The organism is Neobacillus nitrireducens, assembly GCF_030915405.1.
Lineage (GTDB): Bacteria > Bacillota > Bacilli > Bacillales > Cytobacillaceae > Neobacillus.
On the sequence record NZ_CP133262.1, the window covers coordinates 2,382,150 to 2,404,820 of the forward strand.

Below are 22,671 nucleotides of genomic sequence, written 5' to 3' on the forward strand. Positions count from 1 at the left end.
GTGGAGCTGCCCTAAGCTTATTTTGGCAATGGGGCAGGTCTCCGCAGTTTGTCTAATTTAATACATTTTCACGCAAAATATATTGTGCAAGTTCCTCCATTTCATCTGAGATTGCTCTATCTCCTTCAAGCGGCGGACAAATTTCACGGATTTTCTCTAGGTATCCCCTTGTCGCTGGTGCTAATTCCTTTTCTGCTTTTTCCAAGTAAATCGCTTGCGAGGCACAGATCATCTCAATGGCAATTACTCGGGCTGAGTTGTGAATGATCTCCCGTGCTTGACGTGAGGCAATGGTACCCATGCTGACATGGTCTTCCTGATTGGCAGAGGTCGGAATAGAATCAACACTTGCTGGATGCGCAAGCACTTTATTCTCAGAAACGAGTGAGGCGGCTGCATACTGTGCAACCATCAAGCCGCATTCTAACCCTGGGTCCACTGCTAAGAATGGTGAAAGTCCACTTAATTGAGGGTTAACGAGCCGTTCCGTTCTTCGCTCAGAAATATTCGCCCATTCCGCTGCAGCAACCTTCAGAAAGTCCATTGACAGTGCAATCGGCTGACCGTGGAAGTGCCCCCCTGAGATGACCTCTCCGCTTTCTAAAACAATTGGATTGTCTGTTGCTGAGTTCATTTCAACTAGCAGTCTTTCATCTACATAATTAAATGCTTGCCATGATGCACCATGTACTTGTGGGATACAGCGGATGGAGTACGAATCTTGAACACGGATTTCGCCTTGATGCGTGATTCGTTTACTGCCTTCAAGCCATTTTCTCATTCGTGATGCCACGAATTCCAACTCTGGATGCGGGCGGACGGCTAATAATTCGCTGTCAAAAGCAGAAATAATCCCTTTTAGTGCCTCCATTGTTAAGCACGCAGCCATATCAGCAGCGAGGCCCACACGCTCTGCTTCGTTAAGGGCGATTACACCCACACCTGACATACACTGTGTTCCATTAATTAGGGCTAGCCCTTCCTTTGCCTCCAGCACAACTGGTCGAAGCCCTGCTCGTTTAAGCGCTTCGCCCCCAGGAAGGATTTGTCCTTTGTATTCTGCCTTCCCTTCCCCAACTAATACGATTGCGATATGTGAAAGTGGAGCTAAATCACCACTTGCACCAACGGAACCCTTACTAGGAACAACTGGATGAACACCTTCATTAATCATATCAACTAGAAGCTTTAGTGTTTCTTCTCTAATTCCTGAGAATCCTTTCGCCAGTGAGTTTGCCCTTAATGTCATCATTGCCCTCACCACTGGAGTTGGGAGCGGGTCACCTACACCTACCGCATCTGCCCGTAATAAATTCAGCTGCAACTTTCCTATATCTTCTCTATCTATCTCGATATCACTTAGTTTACCGAAACCAGTATTAACACCGTATACTACTTTCCCATCATTGATTTGTTTTTCAATTCGACTACGACTGGCCCGTACTCTCACAAGGCTTTTCTCCGGTATGGCGACCTTCGCATTTCCTTTAGAAACGTTTTCTACCTTGTGACGATCAAGCGTAAGACCATCTAACTCTATCAATTTTAATCCGACTAATTCGCTTTTACTCATCCTATGTCCAACTCCCTTGAAGAATAATTATCTGACTTTATAAAATGTTTTGAAGATACCGTTATAATAGCATAAAGAATATATTAGGATAGCGAGCACAAAAATTTTCATAGTTTACTATCAGTATCTAATCCAGGAACCCGGTTAAAATGTTCTAGATGACACCCTAAGTTCCAAATCCTTAAGAGTTTTTATGGTTGGCATACCACTGTTCAATTAAAGCCGCTGTCAATTTCCCTGTGTTAACAAGGTTTTCAATGCTTATACACTCTCTAAATGAATGGATATTTTGAAAACCTAGACCGAGTGTTATGCAGGTTAATCCATTTTCATTTAGTACATTTGTATCTGCACCACCCAATGTTTCTGTTAAATAGGAATTCACCTTAATACTTTTCGCCGCTTCTTCTACTGTTTTCACTAAAATGTCATCCTTAGGAATATCAAACCCAAGATATTTCTTCTCAATTCTGACCTGCACCTTCCCACCGTTCTTTTCAGCCACTTGCTCCATCACTTCTTCCATCTGTTTCAGTTGAGCATCTAACTTCTCTTTTGAAAAACTACGCACTTCCCCGGCAATGGTTACACTACCTGGAATAATCGATGTAAGTTCTCCACCCCTGATAATCCCGATATTTGCGAGCGTCTCATCATCAATTTCACCAAGTCTCATTTTTGCCAATCCTTCGGCTGCAATCAGAATTGCACTATTCCCTTCCTCCGCATTTAGGGCAATATGAGCGGCCTTCCCTTGAACTTCCATCCAGATCCGGCTGCTGTAAGGTCCCTTTAGAATGATTTGGCCGACATCGCCGCTGCTGTCGAAAATATATCCAGTTTTACTTTTTGCTTTGCTGTAATCCATATAGGTTGCCCCGACAAGACCAGGCTGTTCATTGACGGTTAGGATAAATTCGATCGGACCATGTGGAACCCCGCTGTCGATGATTGCCTGAATCGCTTCTAAATAAGCGGCCAATGCGGCACGATCATCGGCACCCAAAATCGTCGTTCCGTCCGAATAAATGATGCCATCTTTAATAACTGGCTTTAAGCCTTCGGTTGGGAGAACGGTATCCATATGTGTTGAAAAAAATAACGGTGGGATTGTTAGATCTGTTCCTTCACGCCAGGCAATCAGGTTACCAACTTCTCCATCAAATTTTTCATGTGCGTTATCAAATTCCAGGGTAAAACCGAGTTTTGGCAGTGCGTCTTTTAGATACTCTGCCACAAGTTGTTCCTTTGTGCTTGGTGCATTTATTTTTGCTAATTCTAAAAATAGCTCCTGTAATCGTTCTGCATTTACATATTCAGCAGCACTGGTTACTTGATTCATTTTCATTTATATTCCCTCCTATGAATCTATTAACTTACTGGCCGACGACGACTTTCCCGTTTTTGATAACAGTCTCAACGATATTTGTTCCAAGTTCGTAAGCGATGTGCTTATAAGTTGGTACATCCCAAATTTGCAGGTCAGCTATTTTTCCTGCTTGGACTACACCTCTATCATCGAGATCAAGTGCCTTTGCTCCTCCATACGTCGCTGCCTTTATCGCTTCCTCGACTGAGAATTTATATAATTTGCACGCTAAATTTATAACAAACTGCATAGATTCTGTGTAGCATGCGGGACAGAGATCTGTTGCCAGTGCGATATTCATGCCCAAATCGAGCATCTCCCTAGCGTCAAATGGGCGCTTATGCCCCACTGCGAAATCTAATGCCGGCATTAATACTCCCGTTACATTTGCCTCTGCCAGTTTTTTCATTACTTCTACTGGTGTATAGTTTAAATGGTCTACTGATACCATTTTCATTTTTGCTGCTAAATCTGTTCCACCAATATAAGAGTAGGCATCGGCATGAATTTTTGGTTTCATCCCGTATTCCAAACCAGCTTTCAAGATGATTTCAGATTCTTCAGCTGTAAAATAGCCATCATCACACCAAACATCACAAAATTCCGCTAATCTCCGCTCGCCTACTTGCGGGATCATCTCGTTAATGATTACTCCAAGGTATTCACTTTTTGTTAAATTCTCAGGAAAACCATGCGCTCCTAAAAATGTATTTAATACATCAAGAGGTGTTTCTTCATTCAGTCTCCTACTTACCTCTAGGATTTTAATCTCACTTTCAGTCGTTAATCCGTATCCGCTTTTGCTTTCAACAGTGGTTATCCCATATTCAAGCATTTTCAGTACGCGCTTCTTTGATTGATTAAATAACTCATTTTCCGGGGTATTTCGTGTGAGTTCAACCGTTCTATTCGGACCGGTTGTGATCCCTAGTTTCGCCAACTTTTCGGGGGTATCTCCGGCTAGTTTTGCTGCATACTCTTCAACACGTGTGCCAAAGAAAACTAAATGTGTGTGGGCATCAACAAATCCGGGGGCAACAACTTTTCCTGAGGCGTCAATGATAATTGATTGCCCTAAATCAAACTCTCTTTTAATCTCTGTTTCGGATCCAACACCAGCAATTTTGCCATCGTTAATGGCAATCCAGGCATTTTCAATGAGTCCGAGATCGCCCATGCCTGCCCCAGTACATGTAACGAGTTCCGCAGCATTGGTTATTAGTAAATCAATCTTTGTCTTCAACATAGTTTCCACGATCCAACACTCCTCTCTTTTCAAAGTATTCTATGTAGATTTGTCCTTTAGCCATATGGCCTAAGGGTCCAGAATACATAGATAGAGATCCTACTTTTTTAGAATCTCTACCTATATTTTTAAAAGTATTAAGACTTTATGTTTTCAGGCTTTAAATCTTTCGGTCCAAACGTCGCCTTTGGTGACCACCATAATGGAATTTTGATGCTTTCCTTCGTAAGTTTCCCTTTTCCATTAGCAACATCTTGAGCCGTTTCATAACCGGCTTGGGCATGGCGGACAACACCAATTCCAGAGTCCACAGTCATCGCCACTTCCAACCTCATGTCCGATTCTGCTGTTCCATCTGCAACCATCGTTACCCCCGTATGGACCGCTTCACCCATTGAATAGTTCGCTTGCAGTGCAATAAGATCACACATACCTACGGCGTTCAATAAACCATTCAATACCGGCCAGTCAGAGATGAGGTCCCCGCCATCTTTCATATTTTCAGACTCAAACGTCGGATTCACAATGGAACCGGAATCTAAGTTATCTCGTGAGAATGCTACAGGACCGGCAAGCTCGCCGCGTCTGATCATATCATTTACTTCCAATGCAAATTCCTTGCGCTGACCAAAGCCCATGTAACAAATACGTGCAGGTAATGCTTCAATTGGAATATGCTCCTTAGCAAGCTTAATCCAACGGGTAACAAGTAGATCATCATTAAACTTTTCTAAGATCATATCGTCAATTTTTCTTAAATCCTCTGCTTCACCAGAGAGACAGATCCAGCGGAAAGGTCCACGGCCTTCACAGAAGAGCGGACGAATATATTCTGCTACGAATCCTGGAAGACGCTTGGCTTCCTTCGCATCCATACCTGCGTCCATACACTCTTTGCGATGACTAGTTCCATATTCAAATGAGTGGACACCTAAATCCATAAATTTGATCAATGCTTTCAACTCACGGACCATCGTTTCCCGCGCTTTTTCTAAGTAAAGGGTACGATTAGTATCACGAAGTTCATCTGCTTCCTGAACAGTGTAACCAGAAGGTAAGTAGGAAATTGGATCATGACCAGGAGTCATCGATGTGGAAATATCCGGCAGGAATCCTTTTTGAATGACTTCTTCAAAAATATCAGCTGCGTTACCAACGACTGCAATGCCTAGCGGCTTTCCTGCAGCAGCATATTCCTTGGCCAATACAATTGCTTCGTCCAATGAATCTACTAAAACATCAATAAATTTCTTTTCAATACGGCGCTTTATAATTTCCACATTCGAATCACATAGAATAGCCACACCGCCGTGCATGGTCATTGCTCTTGTCTGATTTCCGCCCATTCCGCCAGCGCCAGCTGTTAGAAGAATTTTCCCAACTAGCGAGTCATCATAATGAAGGCGTGCAATTGCGGACAAAGTCTCAAATGTTCCTTGGATAACACCTTGTGTTCCGATATACTCCCAAGGGGCAGCTGTATAGTTCGCATACATTGTTAAGTTTTTATCTTGAAGATCGTAGAAAGTCGGCCAGTCTGCTTTCATAATATTTGTCGTTGCCATTACAACCGTTGGGGCATATTTATGAGTTTTGAAGATTGCTACAGGCATACCTGATTGAACAACAAGTGTTTCGTTATCTTCAAGTTCTTTTAAAGATTTCACAATCGCATGGTAGGACTCCCAGTTACGTGCCGCTTTACCAATCCCGCCATAAATGACAAGCTCTTCTGGTTTTTCAGCATTCTCCATATTGTTTTCAAGCATTCTTAAAATCGCTTCTTGTCTCCAACCCTTACAACGAAGTACAGGACCTCTTTGCGCTTTAACTGAATATAAGATTTCCGGATTTGACATGAGTGATTCCTCCTAAGATAAATGTTGTTTTGTTGTACTCACATTTATATTTTGCAAGTACCGTGCCAATTTGGCCGAATTGGCTAAATTCCTCTTAATAAACACGCTACTAGCTGATTAGACAGTCTATTTGATTCTTCCTATCTATTAAAAGAAGATTTGTTTTCCAAAACAAGCGCAGATACTTTTTGCATGGGTTATATTCATATCTTTCGACTTTGGATTTTTATATATAAACAGTTACAACTTTATAAGTGCAGATAGATTTTGCATGCAGGCTATTTATAATTTTTAAAATAAATGATATATTCTGAATATAGTGTTGTGAACTATTTATAGGGGGGCTGATAGACTTGGTTGAAGAATCAATAGGGTCGATAATTAGAGGATTTGTAGATGGAGTCATTGTATTAAACGATACCTACGAAATTTTATGGTATGACATCAATGCCGACATCCAATTAGACATTGAACTTGGCCTAAATTTCATAGATCTGTTTCCTTGCAGCCACGAACAAATAATAACGAATGGGAAATTTCTGCTTACAGTTACCGAGAAAAAACTTATGGTGGAAGTTAAAAAGTTCACCATGGATCATGATTATTTCATTCTCTGTGTTGAAGAAACTACGAATCTAACAGCAAATCTGAAAAATAGATTATATTGCCTTGAAAAAATTGTTGATACGCTTAATGAAGGCGTTATGATGAGTGATCATGAAGGTAAGATTATCCTTTACAATGATGCCCAGGAAAAACTAGAGGGGTTAGAAAGCCGTGAAATTATTGGCAAGCATCTATGGTCAGTCTATAATTATAATCCGCAATATTCCGAGCATAAACATACATTTAAAACGGGAAAACCAATTTTCTCAAGGTATCGGGCTCACTCCACTATAAATGGCGTTCCTAAGTATGTTAATTACAGTACGTTTCCTATCAAGAAGGATGGAGAAACGATTGCTGTTTTTTCACTAAGCACGAACGAATCAAACCTCAAGGATCGGTTGCACCAAACCATTGAGCTTAAAAGGCAAAACGTTCATTCGGAATCAAATAATCGTCCAAATAAAAATGGCACCTCTTTTACCTTTGATCATATTAAAGGCACTAGCCTTGCCTTAAAAAATTTAATCCATGAAGCGGAAAATATTTCAGTACATAATACAGACGTATTAATTGTCGGAGAAACTGGAACAGGGAAAGAGCTATTTGCCCAGAGCATGCACAATCACAGTCCCAGAGCAGCAAATCCCTTTGTTGCCATTAACTGTGCAGCCATTCCGGAAACCCTCTTGGAAAGCACCCTGTTCGGAACAGTGAAAGGAGCTTTTACGGGGGCGGCAAATCAAATAGGTCTGTTTGAATTTGCCAAGAATGGTACACTTTTTCTAGATGAAATTAACTCGATGCCCGTGACATTACAATCCAAGCTAATGAGAGTTCTGCAGGAACGTTTGGTTCGCAGGGTCGGTTCCAATGGAGTGACACCTGTGGAGTGTACAGTGATTAGCGCATCCAACGAAGATCCGGAGAAACTGATTGAGGAAGGAAGGATGCGCCTTGACTTATTCTATAGAATTGCGCCCACAAGCCTATATATAACTCCCTTAAGGGAACGAACGGAGGATATACTATTTTTCATTGATTACTTTCTTCATACATTCCAGAAGAAGTTCAATAAACAAGTCCCAGCTCTATCTAAGACATTACTTTCCATGTTACTGCAATATCATTGGCCAGGGAACACACGTGAATTAGAGCATTTAATTGAGAATTTAATTATTAGGTTTGGCGATACGGAGCAGGAAATTGACGTTGAACATCTCCCTGCATATATAAGGGGAAAAATCATTACCGATCGACCAAATAAAAATAAACAAAAGGAAATGAAAAAGCATCCATTTAAATCTATCTTTTCTACTTCCCAAGAACACTATATCCAGAAGGTTTTAGATGAAACAGAAGGGAACATCTCAAAAGCAGCCAAAAAGCTAGGAATCACCCGGCAAAGCTTGCAATATCATATTAAAAAACATGGTCTTAAAAAACAATAACTTGGAGGAAATTGGTAAGGTACGAATTTTCTACTTATTTTTGACTTATGGGTCGTTAATAAGTAAAAAAATACCCGGATTTCGAACACTTTTTACGGTGTGTGCAAAATCCGGATTTTTTTACATGTTTACAACACCTTGCTTAAGAAGGCTTTTGTTCTGTCTTCTTTTGGGTGATCAAATAATTCGACTGGAACATTTTCTTCGACAATCAAACCGCCATCCATAAAAATCACGCGATCGCCCACTTCTTTGGCAAAGCCCATTTCATGGGTGACGACTACCATTGTCATGCCTTCTTTAGCCAAGTCCTTCATAACCTCCAGTACCTCACCGACCATTTCTGGATCGAGTGCTGAAGTTGGTTCATCAAAAAGCATGATTTTTGGCTCCATGGCTAGCGCCCTTGCTATTGCAACACGCTGCTTTTGCCCTCCGGATAAAGAGTCGGGATAGGCATCTGCCTTATCCTCTAAGCCGACTTTACGTAAAAGCTCCAAACCCTTAGCTCTTGCTTTTTCTTTGGGAATATTTCTTACTATCGTGGGTGCGAGCATAATATTTTCAATGACGTTTTTATGCGGAAAAAGATTGAATTGCTGAAACACCATGCCCACTTCTGTTCTTACTTTATTGATGTCGGTATTTTTATCAGTTAAATCGATGCCTTCAATTAAGACATGACCACCGGTAATCGTTTCCAGCATATTTATGCAGCGAAGGAAAGTCGACTTTCCGGAACCGGATGGTCCGATTACTACGACTACCTCTTGATTCTTGACCGTCACGTTGATGTCCTTGAGGACCTCGTTTTTACCAAAGGATTTTTTTAAATTCTTCACCTGAATCATTCGGTTGCCAACCTCCTTTCAAGACGGGATAACAAGTAGCTTAGGGAAAGCGTTAACACAAGATAAATTACTGCTGCCGCAATATACGGTTCCCAGACACGGAAATACTGTCCTTGCATCGCTCGTCCCCAATACATAAGTTCAGGAGCTGCAATTAAAGCTGCCAGCGATGACTCTTTGATTAAGACAATAAATTCATTTCCAAGTGGTGGAATCATCCGTTTAAAGGCTTGAGGAAGGATAATAAACCGCATAGCTTGTACATGATTCAACCCTAAAGAACGAGCTGCCTCCATCTGCCCCCGATCAATCGATTGAATTCCTGCGCGGAAGATTTCAGCAATATATGCCGCCGCATTTAAAGATAAAGTAAGTATAGCAGCTAAAATGGGATTTGTTTTTCCTAGAAAAAGAGGTACAACGGCAAAATGGATTAATAATATTTGAACAAGTAACGGTGTGCCTCGAAAAAAGGTAATGTAAATGGTAAAAGGCCAAGCGAGGAGCTTATTTTTCATAATTTTCCCTAATCCGACTAATAAGCCAAGAATGGTACCAATCAAAATACTGGCGATTGAAAGCCCAATGGTTAGTATCGTTCCCTTAAGAAAAAAAGGAGCGTATTCGACTAAAATATCCCAACGAAAATCCATACGTAAATCCCCCTATTAACAACAAGCTACTTATATGAATCTTACTAGCAAAAATTGCGTAACTGCTATAATAAGAGTTACGCAATTTATTCACCAATGATTATTGTTGATCCTTCAAATTTTGTGTATCTGGCTCAACTTTAAACCACTTCTTGTAAACTTCTGCATAGGTTCCGTTATCAATAACTGCTTTCACAGCCTTATCAAAGTCTGCTTTAATCTTGCTGTCTTTTGGAAACATGAGTCCGTAAAACTCCTTAGCAAAAGCAGATGAATCCTCAATTACCACGAAATTATCTTTCGGGTTATTTTTTACATATTCCTCGATAACCGTGTTATCCGCAACGACCGCATCTGCTCCGCCGCCTTTAAGTTCTAAGATTGCTAGATTATTATTTTCAAACTTTTTAATTTTATCGCTATTTTTACCTAAAAGTCCTTCAACCGCTTCTTGTCCAGTTGTCGCATTTTGAACAGCTATCGTTTTATTATTTTTTAAATCTGCTGCACTCTTAATATCGCTATCTTTTGGAACGAGAATTTTGTTGGTCGATAAAAAGTATGGCACTGAAAAATCATAGCTTTGTTTTCTTTCATCATTAATCGTGATAGCGGAAATTCCAATGTCGGCGATTTTCTTATCTAATTCAACGAAGATTGGATCCCAGCCAACATGCTCTATATTAATTTTATAGCCGGCTTCCTTTGCTACTGCATTAAGAAAGTCGATATCAAACCCGACAACTTCCCCTTTATCCTGGTATTCAAACGGTGCATAGGCAGCATCTGTTACAACGCGTAATGTTTTCTTTTCTGCATCCCCACCCGTTGTTTTAGTACCACTTGTGCTTGTACTTTTACTCGTTCCACAGGCTGAAAGTACTAAGAGAAGTGCCACCACCAATACAGTCGAAACTAATTTTAATTGCTTCATTTTCCTACCTCCAATACTTTTTTTAAAAAGTAATTTTTTAAAAGATTGATAATATTTTGAATATAAATGATTATAACTTGTTTCGACTAAATATTCAATAAATTTAATATTTCACTATATTAATACTGTAATTAACTAAAGTGCCGTACATTTTAGAATAATAAAAATAGGGTGATTTCCAATTTTAAGAAATGGATGAATTTATTCCAAGTTAACGGGAATGATATTGGTTAGAATTTCCTACACAGGGAGTTCTATAGAAGCTAAATAAATCAGGAAAATAAATTCGGAGGTGTATGCATGCGTTATACAAGATTGTGGATTAGCTTAGCAATCGTATTTATTGTTTCTTTTGCAATTCTTGGATATTACGGAGGCAGACTTTATCAAACTATGCCGCCGATTCCAGATCGAGTTGTTTCTTCTGACGGTACTGTCCTATATACAAAACAAGATATTCAAGATGGACAAAATGTTTGGCAGTCCATTGGAGGACAGGAACTGGGAAGTATTTGGGGGCACGGTGCCTATGTGGCCCCGGACTGGAATGCGGATTGGCTCCATCGGGAATCGATGTGGCTGTTAAATTACTGGGCCCAGAAAGAACGCGGGAAACAGTATTCAGCCCTTGATGATGAAACAAAGGCCGCACTAAGAGCTAGGTTAAAAAATGAAATTAGACCTAACACTTATAATAAAGAAACAAAGGAAATTACCTTATCCCCTTTAAGGATTCAAGCGATTCAACAAGTGAGTAATCATTACGCTGCATTATTTACAGATGATACTTCAGTTGATAAATTGCGAGATGCCTATGCGATGCCAAAGAATGTCATCAAGGATGATACCCGCTTAGGTGCGTTTATCAGCTATATTTGGTGGACAACCTGGGCTACTGAAACCAATCGACCAGGCGATAATGTTACTTACACAAATAACTGGCCAAATGAGGACCTTATTGAAAATAAAGCGACTGGTGAAATGCTTGTCTGGTCGGTTGTCAGCTTTGTACTTCTGCTTGCAGGAGTTGGCGCTCTAGCGTGGTACCACGCCACTCAAAATCATCATGATGAGGAGGAGTCCTTTCCGAAAAAAGATCCGCTATTAGCTCTGGCTGCTACCCCATCGATGAAAGCAACACAGAAATACTTCTGGGTAGTTGCTGCTTTATGGCTAGTCCAAGTGTTACTAGGTGCCGTTACCGGTCATTATCAGGTCGAAGGAAGTGCCTTTTATGGCATCCCCATAGCTGATTATATTCCCTATTCTTTGACTAGGTCTTGGCATACTCAATTAGGTATTTTGTGGATTGCGACAGCCTGGCTAGCCACCGGATTGTTTATTGGACCTGCCGTCTCTGGCTATGAACCAAAATTCCAGCGTTTTGGCGTGAACTTCTTATTTATTTGTTTATTAATTATTGTTGTTGGCTCGATGATTGGACAATGGATGGCTGTTCAGCAAAAACTCGGGCATGTAACCAACTTTTGGTTTGGACATCAAGGCTATGAATATACCGACACCGGTCGCTTTTGGCAAATATTTCTAACCGTCGGATTATTTCTCTGGTTATTCCTGATGGTCCGGTCCATCTGGCCTGCTTTTAAAAATTTAAAAGAAAGCCGCCATTTACTGGCCCTATTTTTAATTGCTTCTACGGCCATTCCAGTATTCTATATACCGGCCTTATTATGGGGGCAGCATAGTAACCTGGCTATTGCTGAATACTGGCGCTGGTGGGTTGTCCACCTTTGGGTTGAGGGCTTCTTTGAAGTTTTCGCTACCGTGGTCATGGCCTTCCTGTTCACAAGAATGGGCTTACTGGGACTTCGGACTGCCACTACCTCTGTCCTATTTTCAACAATTATCTTCCTATTTGGGGGTATTATCGGTACGTTCCACCATTTATATTTTAGTGGTACACCTACCGGAGTCATCGCTTTCGGCGCAACATTTAGTGCACTTGAAGTCGTTCCACTCGTGTTAATTGGATTTGAAGCGTACGAAAACCTGACCCGGAGTCGCGCGCGGAAGTGGGTTTCGGCCTATAAATGGCCCATCTATTTCTTTATTTCTGTTGCATTTTGGAATTTAGTCGGGGCTGGATTATTCGGGTTCTTTATCAATCCGCCAATTTCCCTTTATTATATGCAGGGTCTTAATACGACAGCTGTTCACGGTCACACGGCCTTATTTGGTGTATACGGTATGCTCGGTATTGGTTTAATGCTCTTCTGCCTCCGTGGTTTGACTGTCAAGAAAGAATGGAGAACAGGGCCGCTTAAACTTGCCTTTTGGGCTATAAATATCGGGTTGGCCTTAATGGTCTTGATTAGCCTGATACCAATTGGATTAATGCAAACATGGGCAAGCGTCCAACATGGCATGTGGTATGCTCGATCTGCTGAGTTCATGTCACGGGATATTGTTCACTTCTTTGTCTGGATGCGCATCATCGGCGATACAATCTTTTCAATTGGGGCACTTGCCCTTGTATGGTTTATCATCGGTCTCAAAACAGGCTGGTCACTTACCAAGGACAGACTTGATTACGCTGAAACGGATAACAAAAACGTATAGAAATAGCCCGCCCGCCTTTAGGGATTTAACTCTGAAGGCGGCTTTTTTTATGTTATGACAAACGTCAGCCTTATACTTGTCATCTCCTTGTCATTGAATAGTTGGAGGTGTTTAGATATATTAAACTAATTGAGATTTCTTTGGAGGTTAAAAAATGAACGAATCATTTAAGGCATTTGTAGTCGACAAAACAGATAGTGACTTCACTGTAAACATAAAAGAATTAACCCTTCAAGACCTTCCGGCGGGTGACGTCCTAATCAAGGTCAGTTATTCAAGTATCAACTATAAGGATGGATTGGCTAGCACCCCTGATGGGAAAATTGTCAGAGCCTATCCCTTCATTCCGGGAATCGACCTGGCGGGTGTGGTGGTCCGTTCGAATGATACCCGTTTTAAAGAAGGCGATGAAGTGATTGCTACTAGTTATGAGATTGGTGTTTCCCATTTTGGCGGCTATAGTGAATATGCCCAGATCCCTGCTGATTGGGTTGTACCATTGCCTGAGGGTTTATCGTTAAAAGAAGCGATGGTTTATGGTACCGCTGGGTTTACAGCAGCATTATCGGTTCAACGCTTAGAGGAAAATGGAGTAACACCTGATAAAGGAAGTGTTCTTGTTACTGGGGCTACAGGCGGGGTTGGCAGTATTGCTGTGGCCATACTTGCGAAACGCGGTTATCATGTAGTTGCAAGTACCGGTAAACAATCCGAACATGATTTCCTTATTGACTTAGGAGCAAGCGAGATTCTTTCCCGTGAAGATGTGACTGGTGAAAAAATAAGAGCGTTAGATAAGCAGCTTTGGGCGGCCGCAGTCGATCCAGTTGGCGGCAAAACACTTGCCTCCATCCTTAGCAAAATATCTTACAACGGCTCGGTGGCAGTTAGCGGTCTTACCGGTGGCGGCGATGTCCCTACCACGGTATTCCCTTTCATCCTAAGAGGAATCAATTTACTCGGTATCGATTCTGTTTATTGTCCAATGGAAACAAGAATTGCCTTGTGGAAGCGGATGGGTTCTGACTTTAAACCAGATCATTTATTAAACGTTATGACAAAGGAAGTAACCCTTGAAGAATTGCCAAATTATTTATCAGCAATTCTTAAAGGTGAAGCACGGGGCAGAACCATCGTAAAATTATAAAAATTCGATTCTGAGATGACTTTGATCATCTCTTTTCTATTCTTTTAGGACAATCAGACATGGGCAGTCTATAGGCATTCGCCGTTACTCCTTTCAAACACCTACATAATCTATATGGTATTTACCACATAAGGAGAGATGCCTAAATGAATCCGTATGGTTATTATCAAATGCCTCAAATGCCGATTGATCAAAATGTCTATGTCCAACCAGAACAAATGAATTACTATGGTCAACCGGAACATGTAAATTACTACGAGCAACCAGAATCATTTAATCACTTTGTACAGACTGAGCAATTTAATCCCTATTTACCGGAACAATACGATCCTGCAAGACAGCCACAGCAGATTGAACGCAGGCTGAATCAACTGGAGAGGGCTAATGAACGCCAAGAACGGGAGATCAATCAACTACAACGCCAAGTAGCCCAACTTGACCGCCGGCTTCAACGGGTGAATCAACGCCTGCGTGCCGTTGAAAGAAGATTTAACTTCCCATTCACACCATTTGACGGAGATTATTAAGAAAAGCTTGAAGAACCGGACACGCGCCTAACGGGATCCGTTAACTATCGTAAACATTAAAAATGTAATGCAAAAAGACCTTCAAATTGAATGGTAATTTGGAGGTCTATTTTTGTTTTCGATAATTATTTTGGGGGGATTTGTAGTGCGATTTGTATTTTAAAATGTGGGGGTACAATAGCCAGTGTACCTCAGCAAAATACACTACATTTTTACTTACAAATTGATATACAGAAAATATTGGTTAGGCTCTGCTCTAACTGAATGTTGATTTCACTGTGTTTGAAAAATAAACGGAGAAAATCCGGCTAAATTGGGAAATACCCATATTTCCTTAAAAATAAGGGGAGTTTTTCCGCTTATATGATCCAAATCTTTAGATTTTGTCTTAGTTAGAGGAGTTAACAGGAATATCTCCGCTTATATCTGCTTCTTTAGCTTCCTCTCTAAACATTAGACGGAAATTTTCCGCCTATGATTTCTCATACCTAGGAAAAATCGATACGATAAGGCGGAAATGGTTTGCATTTCCCTGTGCAAATTGACATTTTACGATAGGAAACGGAACCCTTTAACACGCGTCCCGGTTCTTATTACGTTCCTTAACCTACATTGTCAGATTCTTTTCGTATTCTCAACCTACATCGTCAGATTTTTTCCCCACCCCAAGTTAAGAAATCAAATATCCTGTCAGTTTATCTAACAATACCCCTGACAGGATGTGAAAATTCAGTTAATTTCTTATTATAAACCTCATGAAAGAAAGGAAGATTTCAAATGTATCGAAGAAACGATATAAAACTCGCTGAAAGAATCCTTCAATTAGATAAATTAAGAGATGAGCTGTATGAAGAACTTATGAAAACAATGGGCTCGCAAGCGAACGAACTTTTAAGGAGATTACAAAATTATTAATTTCCGTTTGAAAATACTAGTCCCATGTAAGGAAATCTAACATATAATATAATAAAGAGAAAAATATGTAAAAATTAGGGTGTGGTGAGCAAATAAAATGGGAAAAGATATGTCTTATAAAGATAAAAAGGTTATTACCATCGGAATCGTCAGGGACCTCACTGGTCTCTCCGAACGACAAATACGGTATTACGAAGAACGGAAGCTTATTTTTCCTGAAAGGTCTGCTGGAGGAAGCCGCAAATTCTCCTTTTCAGATGTGGAATTACTGATGGACATCGCCAATAAGATTGAAGACGGAGTTCAAACACATGATATTAGGAAAGAGATGCTTCGCGAACAAAAGAAGCATAATCAAGAAGATGTCCGCAGAAAGATGATTCAAGGACAGCTAAACGCCCAATTTGGTTTACGGAAAAAGTAAAGAACTCATCTTTCTTCCCATTCCTTCTATAAAAAGGGATGGGCTTTTTCATTCCTTCCTCTCCAGCAACGAACAAGATGGTATTATCCCCCTCTTTTAAAAACCATGTTAGATTTCCTTCCAAACTTATAGAAACCATCACAGAATCATGTAAGAATACTAACATACCGAATGTTAAGAAAATTAACATCATTTATAAGGGGGAGAATAAATGGATACTTTATTCTTAATGAACAGTCTTTGGGTAATGCTAGGTGCGATACTTGTCATTTTAATGATCGGCGGGTTCATCCTATTAGAAACAGGTTCCACCCGCATGAAAAACGCAGGACATATTGCCGGTAAAACTATTCTCACATTTAGTATAAGCTCGATCGTATTTTGGGCAGTTGGATTCGGATTAATATTCGGTAAAGGAAATACACTCATAGGATTTTCGGATTTCTTATACTCCGGCTATGATATCGATACTTTATCACTCTCTGGGTCAGTTTTCTTTTTATTCCAATTAGCTTTTGCAGGGATTTCCTTAACGATTGCTTTTGGCGGTTTTGCTGAACGAGCAAAATTAGGAGTTTATCTCGTATTCGCAGTGTTATTTTCTGTCATTGTCTATCCTCCAATTGCCCACTGGATTTGGGGCGGCGGCTGGTTAGCTGGGATGGGCCAACAAGACTTTGCCGGTTCAACAGTTGTTCACTTAACTGGTGCCATGGCGGCATTGGCAGCGACGATTCTATTAAAACCACGGATTGGAAAATTTAATAAAGATGGTTCCGCCAATAATTTAGCGGGGCATAACCAAGTATTTACGGCATTAAGTGTTTTACTTTTATGGGTTGGCTGGTTCGGATTTAACGCAGGCAGTACATTATCCGTTGACAAAGGCTTCTTCGGTTTCGTCGCACTAAACACAAACCTTGGTGCTGCTGCTGGTACTGTTGCAGCCATGATTATTTCTTGGATCGTATTGGGTAAGGCTGATGTTCCAATGATGTTAAACGGGGCATTAGCAGGGCTTGTAGCCATTACAGCATCCTGTGCGTTTGTTGATACCTGGGCCGCTGTGCTGATTGGTTTTATCTCTGGAATTCTTGTATTTTACAGCATTATCTTCTTTGAGAAAAAAGGAATTGACGATCCGATTGCGGCCCTCTCTGTCCACGGTACAGCTGGTGTCTGGGGAACATTATCCACTGGTTTCTTTGCAACCAAGGAATTAGCCACAGTTGGAAAACCCGGATTATTTTATGGTGGCGGCTTCCACCAATTAGGGGTTCAAGCATTAGGCGTTATTGCCTCCGGTGCCTTCGCTCTCATTGCATCCTTTATCCTACTTGCTATTATTAAAAAAGCAATGAATGGCTTGCGTGTCACAGAGGAAGAAGAGATTATCGGCTTAGATATGAGCGAGCATGGAAGCTATGGTTACCCAGAGTTACTTAAAGCAGAACAAACAAATGCTCTTTAAATAATTCAAAAAGTGTGCAAGACCCATTTAGGGCTTGTACACTTTCTAGACTTTTTTAAGCGGAGGTGAACAATATGACCTATTCAGGAATTACTGATTATAAAAAGAATCATATGAAGGACGCTGCCAAGGATCATTTTAAACTAAACAAACTCCATGACATTTTAATCAAACAAGTTTTGGATATTTCCCTAAAAGAAGTGATCGCCAGATATGGTCCCCCGCCTGCAGCCTTTTCCTTTTTTGTAATGGGGAGTGCAGGACGTTTCGAACAATCCATATGGAGCGACCAGGACCACGGCATCATTTATCTCGATTCAACTACGGAAGCAAAGACTTACTTTTTATCATTAGGCAAGGAAATTTCAAGAGGCCTCTATCAGGTTGGTTATCCTTATTGCGACGGGGGTGTCATGGCCGGGAATCCGTTCTGGTGTAAATCAAATACCGAATGGCAGAAACAAGTAAAAAGCTGGGCACTAGACGCGTCTTGGGAATCGTTACGCTATCTACTTATTTTAATTGATGGACGTTCAATATATGGGCAGCATCAGCTCTTGGAACAACTAAAGAGCTTGGTTTATCAAACCGTTCAAAAAGAACAGCTTTTACCTAGACTGACAACCAATACGCTTCATATCAAAAAAGGAATTGGCGTATTAGGTCAGCTTTTAGTAGAGACACACGGGGCACATACCGGATCTCTCAATATTAAAGAGACTGCCCTCTTTCCATATGTGAATGCTGCTCGTTTAATGGCGGTGAAGGAGAATCTACAGGAGACCTCTACTCTATCAAGGCTCGACAAACTACAAATAGATAACAGGGGCTTATATAAAGCGATGTTTTTAAAATTATTAAACTATCGTCTTCTTCATGCCAGCCAGACAGACTATGACTCTGGTCACTATTTACCGATAGACATCCTAGCAAAAGAGCAAAAAAATGAACTAAAAGACATCATAAAGCACGGGGTGACTCTTCATCAACTCGTAAGAAAATTAGTCGAAAAGGAGGGATAACATGAGAATGAATGATTTGGCACAATATTTCAGGCAAATCTCCGGCAAAGTTAGTTCTAGTATTTATGCCGGGATTCAAGGGCAAGGCAATCTACAACATCGCTCATTCATCCGGCAGCTTCAGAAAGAAATGAAAGAAAAAAATAACTTAGATACCCCGCTTAACGAATTAGAAGTCGTCATATTTGATTTAGAAACGACTGGTTTTTACCCAGAAAAAGGAGATCGGGTCCTATCAATTGGAGCGGTTAAAATGATTGGTCAGCATATTGAAGAGGATGACACATTCTATTCTCTCGTAAAGTCAGACCTCCCCTTATCCGAAGAAATCATAAATTTAACCAATATTGATGAGAAGCATTTATGTGAGGCCCCGGAAGCCAAGGATGTTTTAATTCAATTTTTCAACTATGCAGAAAGCCATATTCTGGTCGCGCACCACTCAAAACACGAAAAGTCCTTTATGCAAAAAATGACATGGGATTTATTAAAGACTCGGTTTGAACATCGAATCATCGATACGTCTTTCTTAATTCGTCTATCAGATCCTGCCATGAAGTCATTGTCACTTGAGGAAGTTTGCAATAACTGCGGAATTACCATTAAAGACCGCCACCATGCACTTGGCGATGCGATCATGACAGCCCAAATTTGGGCAAACTATTTAAACATAGCTCAAAAAAGCGGATATAGTAATTTACGAGAAGTGTATGAACATCTTGCAAAGCTTTGAGCCTCAAAAAACTATCTTAAACTAGTTTTTTCTTGTAATGGAACGCACATTTTAGTGGTGAAATTCAAAAGGGTTTCTAACACGTTTATCTTACTTATCTCTGAATATTTCCCCCGTTTCAATCTATCCCATTGACAAAATAACCTCAAAATAAAAAAATTTCAAAAAAATTATTTTTGCTGTTTTCCTTATCACAACAATGATGTAAACGCTATCAATATTTTTAATTTATTTGAATTGTCAGATTTTTATGTTGACCATGTTTTCGATTGGTTGTATGATTATCGAAAATAATCATCTATTCAATCACTGCTATAACACCTCACCATTGGTGTTGGTATAGCAATTAATTTTAAAAATTTGGTTTAGACACTTAAAGCGTTCTATCACAAAAGAGGAGTGGTTAGGTTGGGGAGTCAATGGATTTTCCTTGGCGGCGAATTCGTCAAGAAAGAAGATGCTGTAGTCTCAGTTTTTGATCATGGTTTTTTATATGGTGATGGTGTGTTTGAAGGCATACGCGTTTATAGCGGAAACGTCTTCAGGCTCGATGCTCACCTGAAAAGACTATTTGAATCAGCACAATCCATTATGCTGAATATTCCATACACACAGGAGGAAATGACACAGTTAATCGTCGATACAATAACAAAAAATCAGCTGGATAGCGCCTATATTCGTGTCGTTGTTTCTCGTGGAAAAGGGAATCTCGGCTTAGACCCATCATCCTGCGCGAAGCCAAGTGTCATCATTATTGCTGAAGAATTAAGAATGTATCCTAAAGAGTATTACGATCGTGGAATTAAAATTGCATCTGTTCCGAGTCGAAGGAATCGTCCAGATGTGCTAAGCCCACAGATTAAATCGTTAAACTACTTAAATAATATTCTTGTTAAATTAGAGGCTAATCAAGCTGGGGTTGAGGAAGCATTAATGCTCAATGATCAAGGTTATGTTACCGAAGGCTCCGCTGACAATATCTTTATTGTAAAAAATGGTGTCATCTATACCCCTCCTGTTTATTTAGGGGCATTAGAGGGAATTACCCGGAACGCCATCCTTGATGTCGCAAGAGTCAAGGGATATGACGTAAAAGAATCACCGTTCACAAGACATGATGTGTATGTGGCTGATGAGGTGTTCTTAACAGGAACAGCCGTAGAAGTTATTGCTGTCATTGATGTGGATGGACGGAAAATTAAGGATGGAAAACCAGGCGTAGTTACGAAAGATTTATTAGAAGAATTCAGAAAAATTGTAACAACAGACGGTGTGGCTTGTTACCCAACAGGTACGAACCATGCAATTGTCAGTTAGGAGCTAAATAAATGCGTAGCGATATGATTAAAAAGGGAATTGACCGTGCACCCCACCGCAGCCTTTTATATGCAACAGGGGTAAAAACGAGTGACCTTGAAAAGCCATTTATTGGTGTCTGTAACTCGTTTATTGAAATTATTCCAGGACACAAACACCTTAATCATTTCGGTGAGATTGTAAAGGAAGCCATTCGTGAAGCTGGCGGAATTCCATTCGAGTTTAATACGATTGGGGTCGATGACGGCATAGCGATGGGACATATTGGAATGCGCTATTCCCTTCCAAGCCGTGAGCTGATTGCCGACTGTGCTGAAACTGTAATTAATGCTCATTGGTTCGATGGTGTGTTTTACATTCCAAACTGTGACAAGATTACACCGGGAATGCTAATGGCAGCGGCAAGAACCAACGTCCCTTCTGTATTTGTATCAGGCGGACCGATGGAAGCCGGCGTTTCACCTTCAACTGGAAAGAACCTTTCACTAACTTCTGTATTTGAAGGGGTCGGCGCTTACCACAACGGAACTATCAGCCAACAAGAGCTGCTGGAAATTGAAAACAATGCCTGCCCTACTTGCGGATCTTGTTCAGGAATGTTTACAGCCAACTCCATGAACTGTCTAATGGAAGTATTAGGTATGACCATTCCAGGAAATGGAACAATTATTGCAACTTCTGATGAAAGACATGAATTAATTCGTCAAGCTGCAAGGCACTTAATCGAACTAGTGAAAAAGGATATTCGCCCACGAGACATTATTACAAGAGAATCCATCAATAATGCTTTTGCCTTAGATATGGCGATGGGTGGTTCAACGAATACCGTACTTCATACATTGGCAATTGCCCATGAAGCCGGGATTGATTATGATTTACGCGAGATTAACAAAATTGCTGAAAGAGTTCCATATCTGGCAAAAATTATGCCGGCATCCGATTATTCAATGGAAGACATTCATCATGCGGGCGGAGTTAGTGCCATTATTAATGAACTTTATAAAGTAGAAGGCGCCTTACATGATAATTGCTTAACCATTACCGGGAAAACTCTTTCTGAAAATGTGAAGGAAGCAACAATTACGAATGAAAATGTCATCCGGACCAAAGACAATCCATATAGCCCAGTTGGTGGACTATCCATCCTTTACGGAAACATTGCTCCAGATGGCAGTGTAATCAAGGTTGGTGCCGTTGACCCTTCAATCAAAACCTTCCTAGGTGACGCTATCGTTTTTGAAAATCAGGATGACGCACAAGAAAACATCAATAACGGTACTGTTCAAGCAGGACACGTGGTGGTTATCCGCTATGAAGGACCAAAAGGCGGGCCAGGAATGCCTGAGATGCTTGCTCCTACTTCCGCCATTATGGGGCGTGGATTAGGGAAAGAAGTTGCCTTGATAACAGATGGACGTTTCTCAGGAGCAAGTCGCGGAATTTCCATCGGTCATATTTCACCGGAAGCAGCCGAAGGCGGTCCAATCGCCCTAGTTGAAAATGGTGATAAAATCTTAATCGATCTGGAAGCACGCTCAATTGAGCTTCTTGTAGATGACAAAGTTTTAGAAGAAAGACGGAAGGCATGGGTAAAACCAGAGCCAAAAATCAAAACTGGTTACCTTGCAAGATATGCAGCACTCGTTACATCTGCTAATACAGGCGGGGTCTTAAAAATTTAAAATCGTAATACCACTGGGAATCAGTAGTACTCCTCCCCTTCCCAAGGAAGCTAAGGTACTAGCGTTAAATGATAGTCATTTGACAAAAAAATATTCATAAATCGATGACGGGAATAAAGGAATAAGATTTCGTATTTTCAGAGAGCTGGGGTTGCTGGAAGCCCAGTAATACAACTTATTCCGACATCATCCCTGAGTGTTGAGCCGAACAGTCCCGACTTTAGTAGGCTCAACCGGGTGTCCAAATACTTTTAGGCACCTGTTACAAAAAGAAGCGTTCTTACCTTTAGTAGTTCGCTTCATAAGGCAGT

At 40.7% G+C, this 22,671-nt stretch carries 18 protein-coding genes; 11 read left to right on the plus strand and 7 right to left on the minus strand.

Annotated features, from left to right (window positions below):
* Window positions 1-52: 52 nt before the first annotated feature.
* The 4 genes from hutH to RCG22_RS11560 form a co-directional block, all read right to left on the minus strand.
* Complete coding sequence (gene hutH, locus RCG22_RS11545; protein ID WP_308106909.1) at window positions 53-1,573, minus strand: histidine ammonia-lyase; 1,521 nt, start codon at window positions 1,571-1,573, stop codon at window positions 53-55.
* Window positions 1,574-1,754: 181 nt separating this feature from the next.
* Window positions 1,755-2,921, minus strand: a complete 1,167-nt coding sequence (locus RCG22_RS11550; protein WP_308106910.1) for a M20/M25/M40 family metallo-hydrolase — start codon at window positions 2,919-2,921, stop codon at window positions 1,755-1,757.
* 28 nt (window positions 2,922-2,949) lie between these two features.
* On the minus strand, window positions 2,950-4,188 hold the full coding sequence (hutI, locus tag RCG22_RS11555) for an imidazolonepropionase (protein WP_308107140.1): 1,239 nt from the start codon (window positions 4,186-4,188) through the stop codon (window positions 2,950-2,952).
* A gap of 137 nt (window positions 4,189-4,325) precedes the next feature.
* Complete coding sequence (locus tag RCG22_RS11560) at window positions 4,326-6,047, minus strand: N-tau-methylurocanate hydratase (protein WP_308106911.1); 1,722 nt, start codon at window positions 6,045-6,047, stop codon at window positions 4,326-4,328.
* A gap of 353 nt (window positions 6,048-6,400) precedes the next feature.
* On the opposite strand from RCG22_RS11560, the gene RCG22_RS11565 reads away from it, so the two are divergent.
* The gene (locus tag RCG22_RS11565; RefSeq protein WP_308106912.1) at window positions 6,401-8,104 is read left to right on the plus strand and encodes a sigma-54 interaction domain-containing protein; all 1,704 of its coding nucleotides are present in this window, start codon (window positions 6,401-6,403) and stop codon (window positions 8,102-8,104) included.
* A gap of 128 nt (window positions 8,105-8,232) precedes the next feature.
* On the opposite strand, the gene RCG22_RS11570 is transcribed toward RCG22_RS11565, so the two are convergent.
* From RCG22_RS11570 to RCG22_RS11580, 3 genes are all read right to left on the minus strand, one after another.
* On the minus strand, window positions 8,233-8,955 hold the full coding sequence (locus RCG22_RS11570) for an amino acid ABC transporter ATP-binding protein (protein ID WP_308106913.1): 723 nt from the start codon (window positions 8,953-8,955) through the stop codon (window positions 8,233-8,235).
* Window positions 8,952-9,608 (minus strand): amino acid ABC transporter permease, encoded by a 657-nt coding sequence (locus tag RCG22_RS11575; RefSeq protein WP_308106914.1) that lies wholly within the window; start codon window positions 9,606-9,608, stop codon window positions 8,952-8,954. The genes RCG22_RS11570 and RCG22_RS11575 overlap by 4 nt, the downstream gene beginning before the upstream one ends.
* Before the next feature lie 100 nt (window positions 9,609-9,708).
* Complete coding sequence (locus tag RCG22_RS11580) at window positions 9,709-10,542, minus strand: basic amino acid ABC transporter substrate-binding protein (protein WP_308106915.1); 834 nt, start codon at window positions 10,540-10,542, stop codon at window positions 9,709-9,711.
* A 300-nt stretch (window positions 10,543-10,842) separates the two neighbouring features.
* Here RCG22_RS11580 and RCG22_RS11585 point away from each other — a divergent pair, with 300 nt between their 5' ends.
* The 10 genes from RCG22_RS11585 (at window position 10,843) to ilvD (ending at window position 22,360) form a co-directional block, all read left to right on the plus strand.
* Window positions 10,843-13,122 carry a nitric-oxide reductase large subunit gene (locus tag RCG22_RS11585; RefSeq protein ID WP_308106916.1) on the plus strand — a complete coding sequence of 760 codons (2,280 nt, stop codon included), beginning with the start codon at window positions 10,843-10,845 and terminating at the stop codon, window positions 13,120-13,122.
* 154 nt (window positions 13,123-13,276) lie between these two features.
* Complete coding sequence (locus RCG22_RS11590; RefSeq protein ID WP_308106917.1) at window positions 13,277-14,269, plus strand: NADPH:quinone oxidoreductase family protein; 993 nt, start codon at window positions 13,277-13,279, stop codon at window positions 14,267-14,269.
* 146 nt (window positions 14,270-14,415) lie between these two features.
* Window positions 14,416-14,796 (plus strand): hypothetical protein, encoded by a 381-nt coding sequence (locus RCG22_RS11595; protein WP_308106918.1) that lies wholly within the window; start codon window positions 14,416-14,418, stop codon window positions 14,794-14,796.
* A 777-nt stretch (window positions 14,797-15,573) separates the two neighbouring features.
* Window positions 15,574-15,711: a hypothetical protein gene (locus tag RCG22_RS11600; protein WP_166256179.1), complete on the plus strand. Its 138-nt coding sequence runs from the start codon at window positions 15,574-15,576 to the stop codon at window positions 15,709-15,711.
* Between the two features lie 97 nt (window positions 15,712-15,808).
* Window positions 15,809-16,135 (plus strand): MerR family transcriptional regulator, encoded by a 327-nt coding sequence (locus RCG22_RS11605; RefSeq protein ID WP_308106919.1) that lies wholly within the window; start codon window positions 15,809-15,811, stop codon window positions 16,133-16,135.
* Window positions 16,136-16,346: 211 nt separating this feature from the next.
* Window positions 16,347-17,606 (plus strand): ammonium transporter, encoded by a 1,260-nt coding sequence (locus RCG22_RS11610; RefSeq protein ID WP_308106920.1) that lies wholly within the window; start codon window positions 16,347-16,349, stop codon window positions 17,604-17,606.
* Between the two features lie 74 nt (window positions 17,607-17,680).
* The gene (locus RCG22_RS11615) at window positions 17,681-18,628 is read left to right on the plus strand and encodes a DUF294 nucleotidyltransferase-like domain-containing protein (protein ID WP_308106921.1); all 948 of its coding nucleotides are present in this window, start codon (window positions 17,681-17,683) and stop codon (window positions 18,626-18,628) included.
* A 1-nt stretch (window position 18,629) separates the two neighbouring features.
* On the plus strand, window positions 18,630-19,361 hold the full coding sequence (locus RCG22_RS11620; protein ID WP_308106922.1) for an exonuclease domain-containing protein: 732 nt from the start codon (window positions 18,630-18,632) through the stop codon (window positions 19,359-19,361).
* A gap of 408 nt (window positions 19,362-19,769) precedes the next feature.
* Complete coding sequence (ilvE, locus tag RCG22_RS11625) at window positions 19,770-20,678, plus strand: branched-chain-amino-acid transaminase (protein ID WP_308106923.1); 909 nt, start codon at window positions 19,770-19,772, stop codon at window positions 20,676-20,678.
* Between the two features lie 11 nt (window positions 20,679-20,689).
* Window positions 20,690-22,360, plus strand: a complete 1,671-nt coding sequence (gene ilvD / locus RCG22_RS11630; RefSeq protein ID WP_308106924.1) for a dihydroxy-acid dehydratase — start codon at window positions 20,690-20,692, stop codon at window positions 22,358-22,360.
* Window positions 22,361-22,671: the final 311 nt, after the last annotated feature.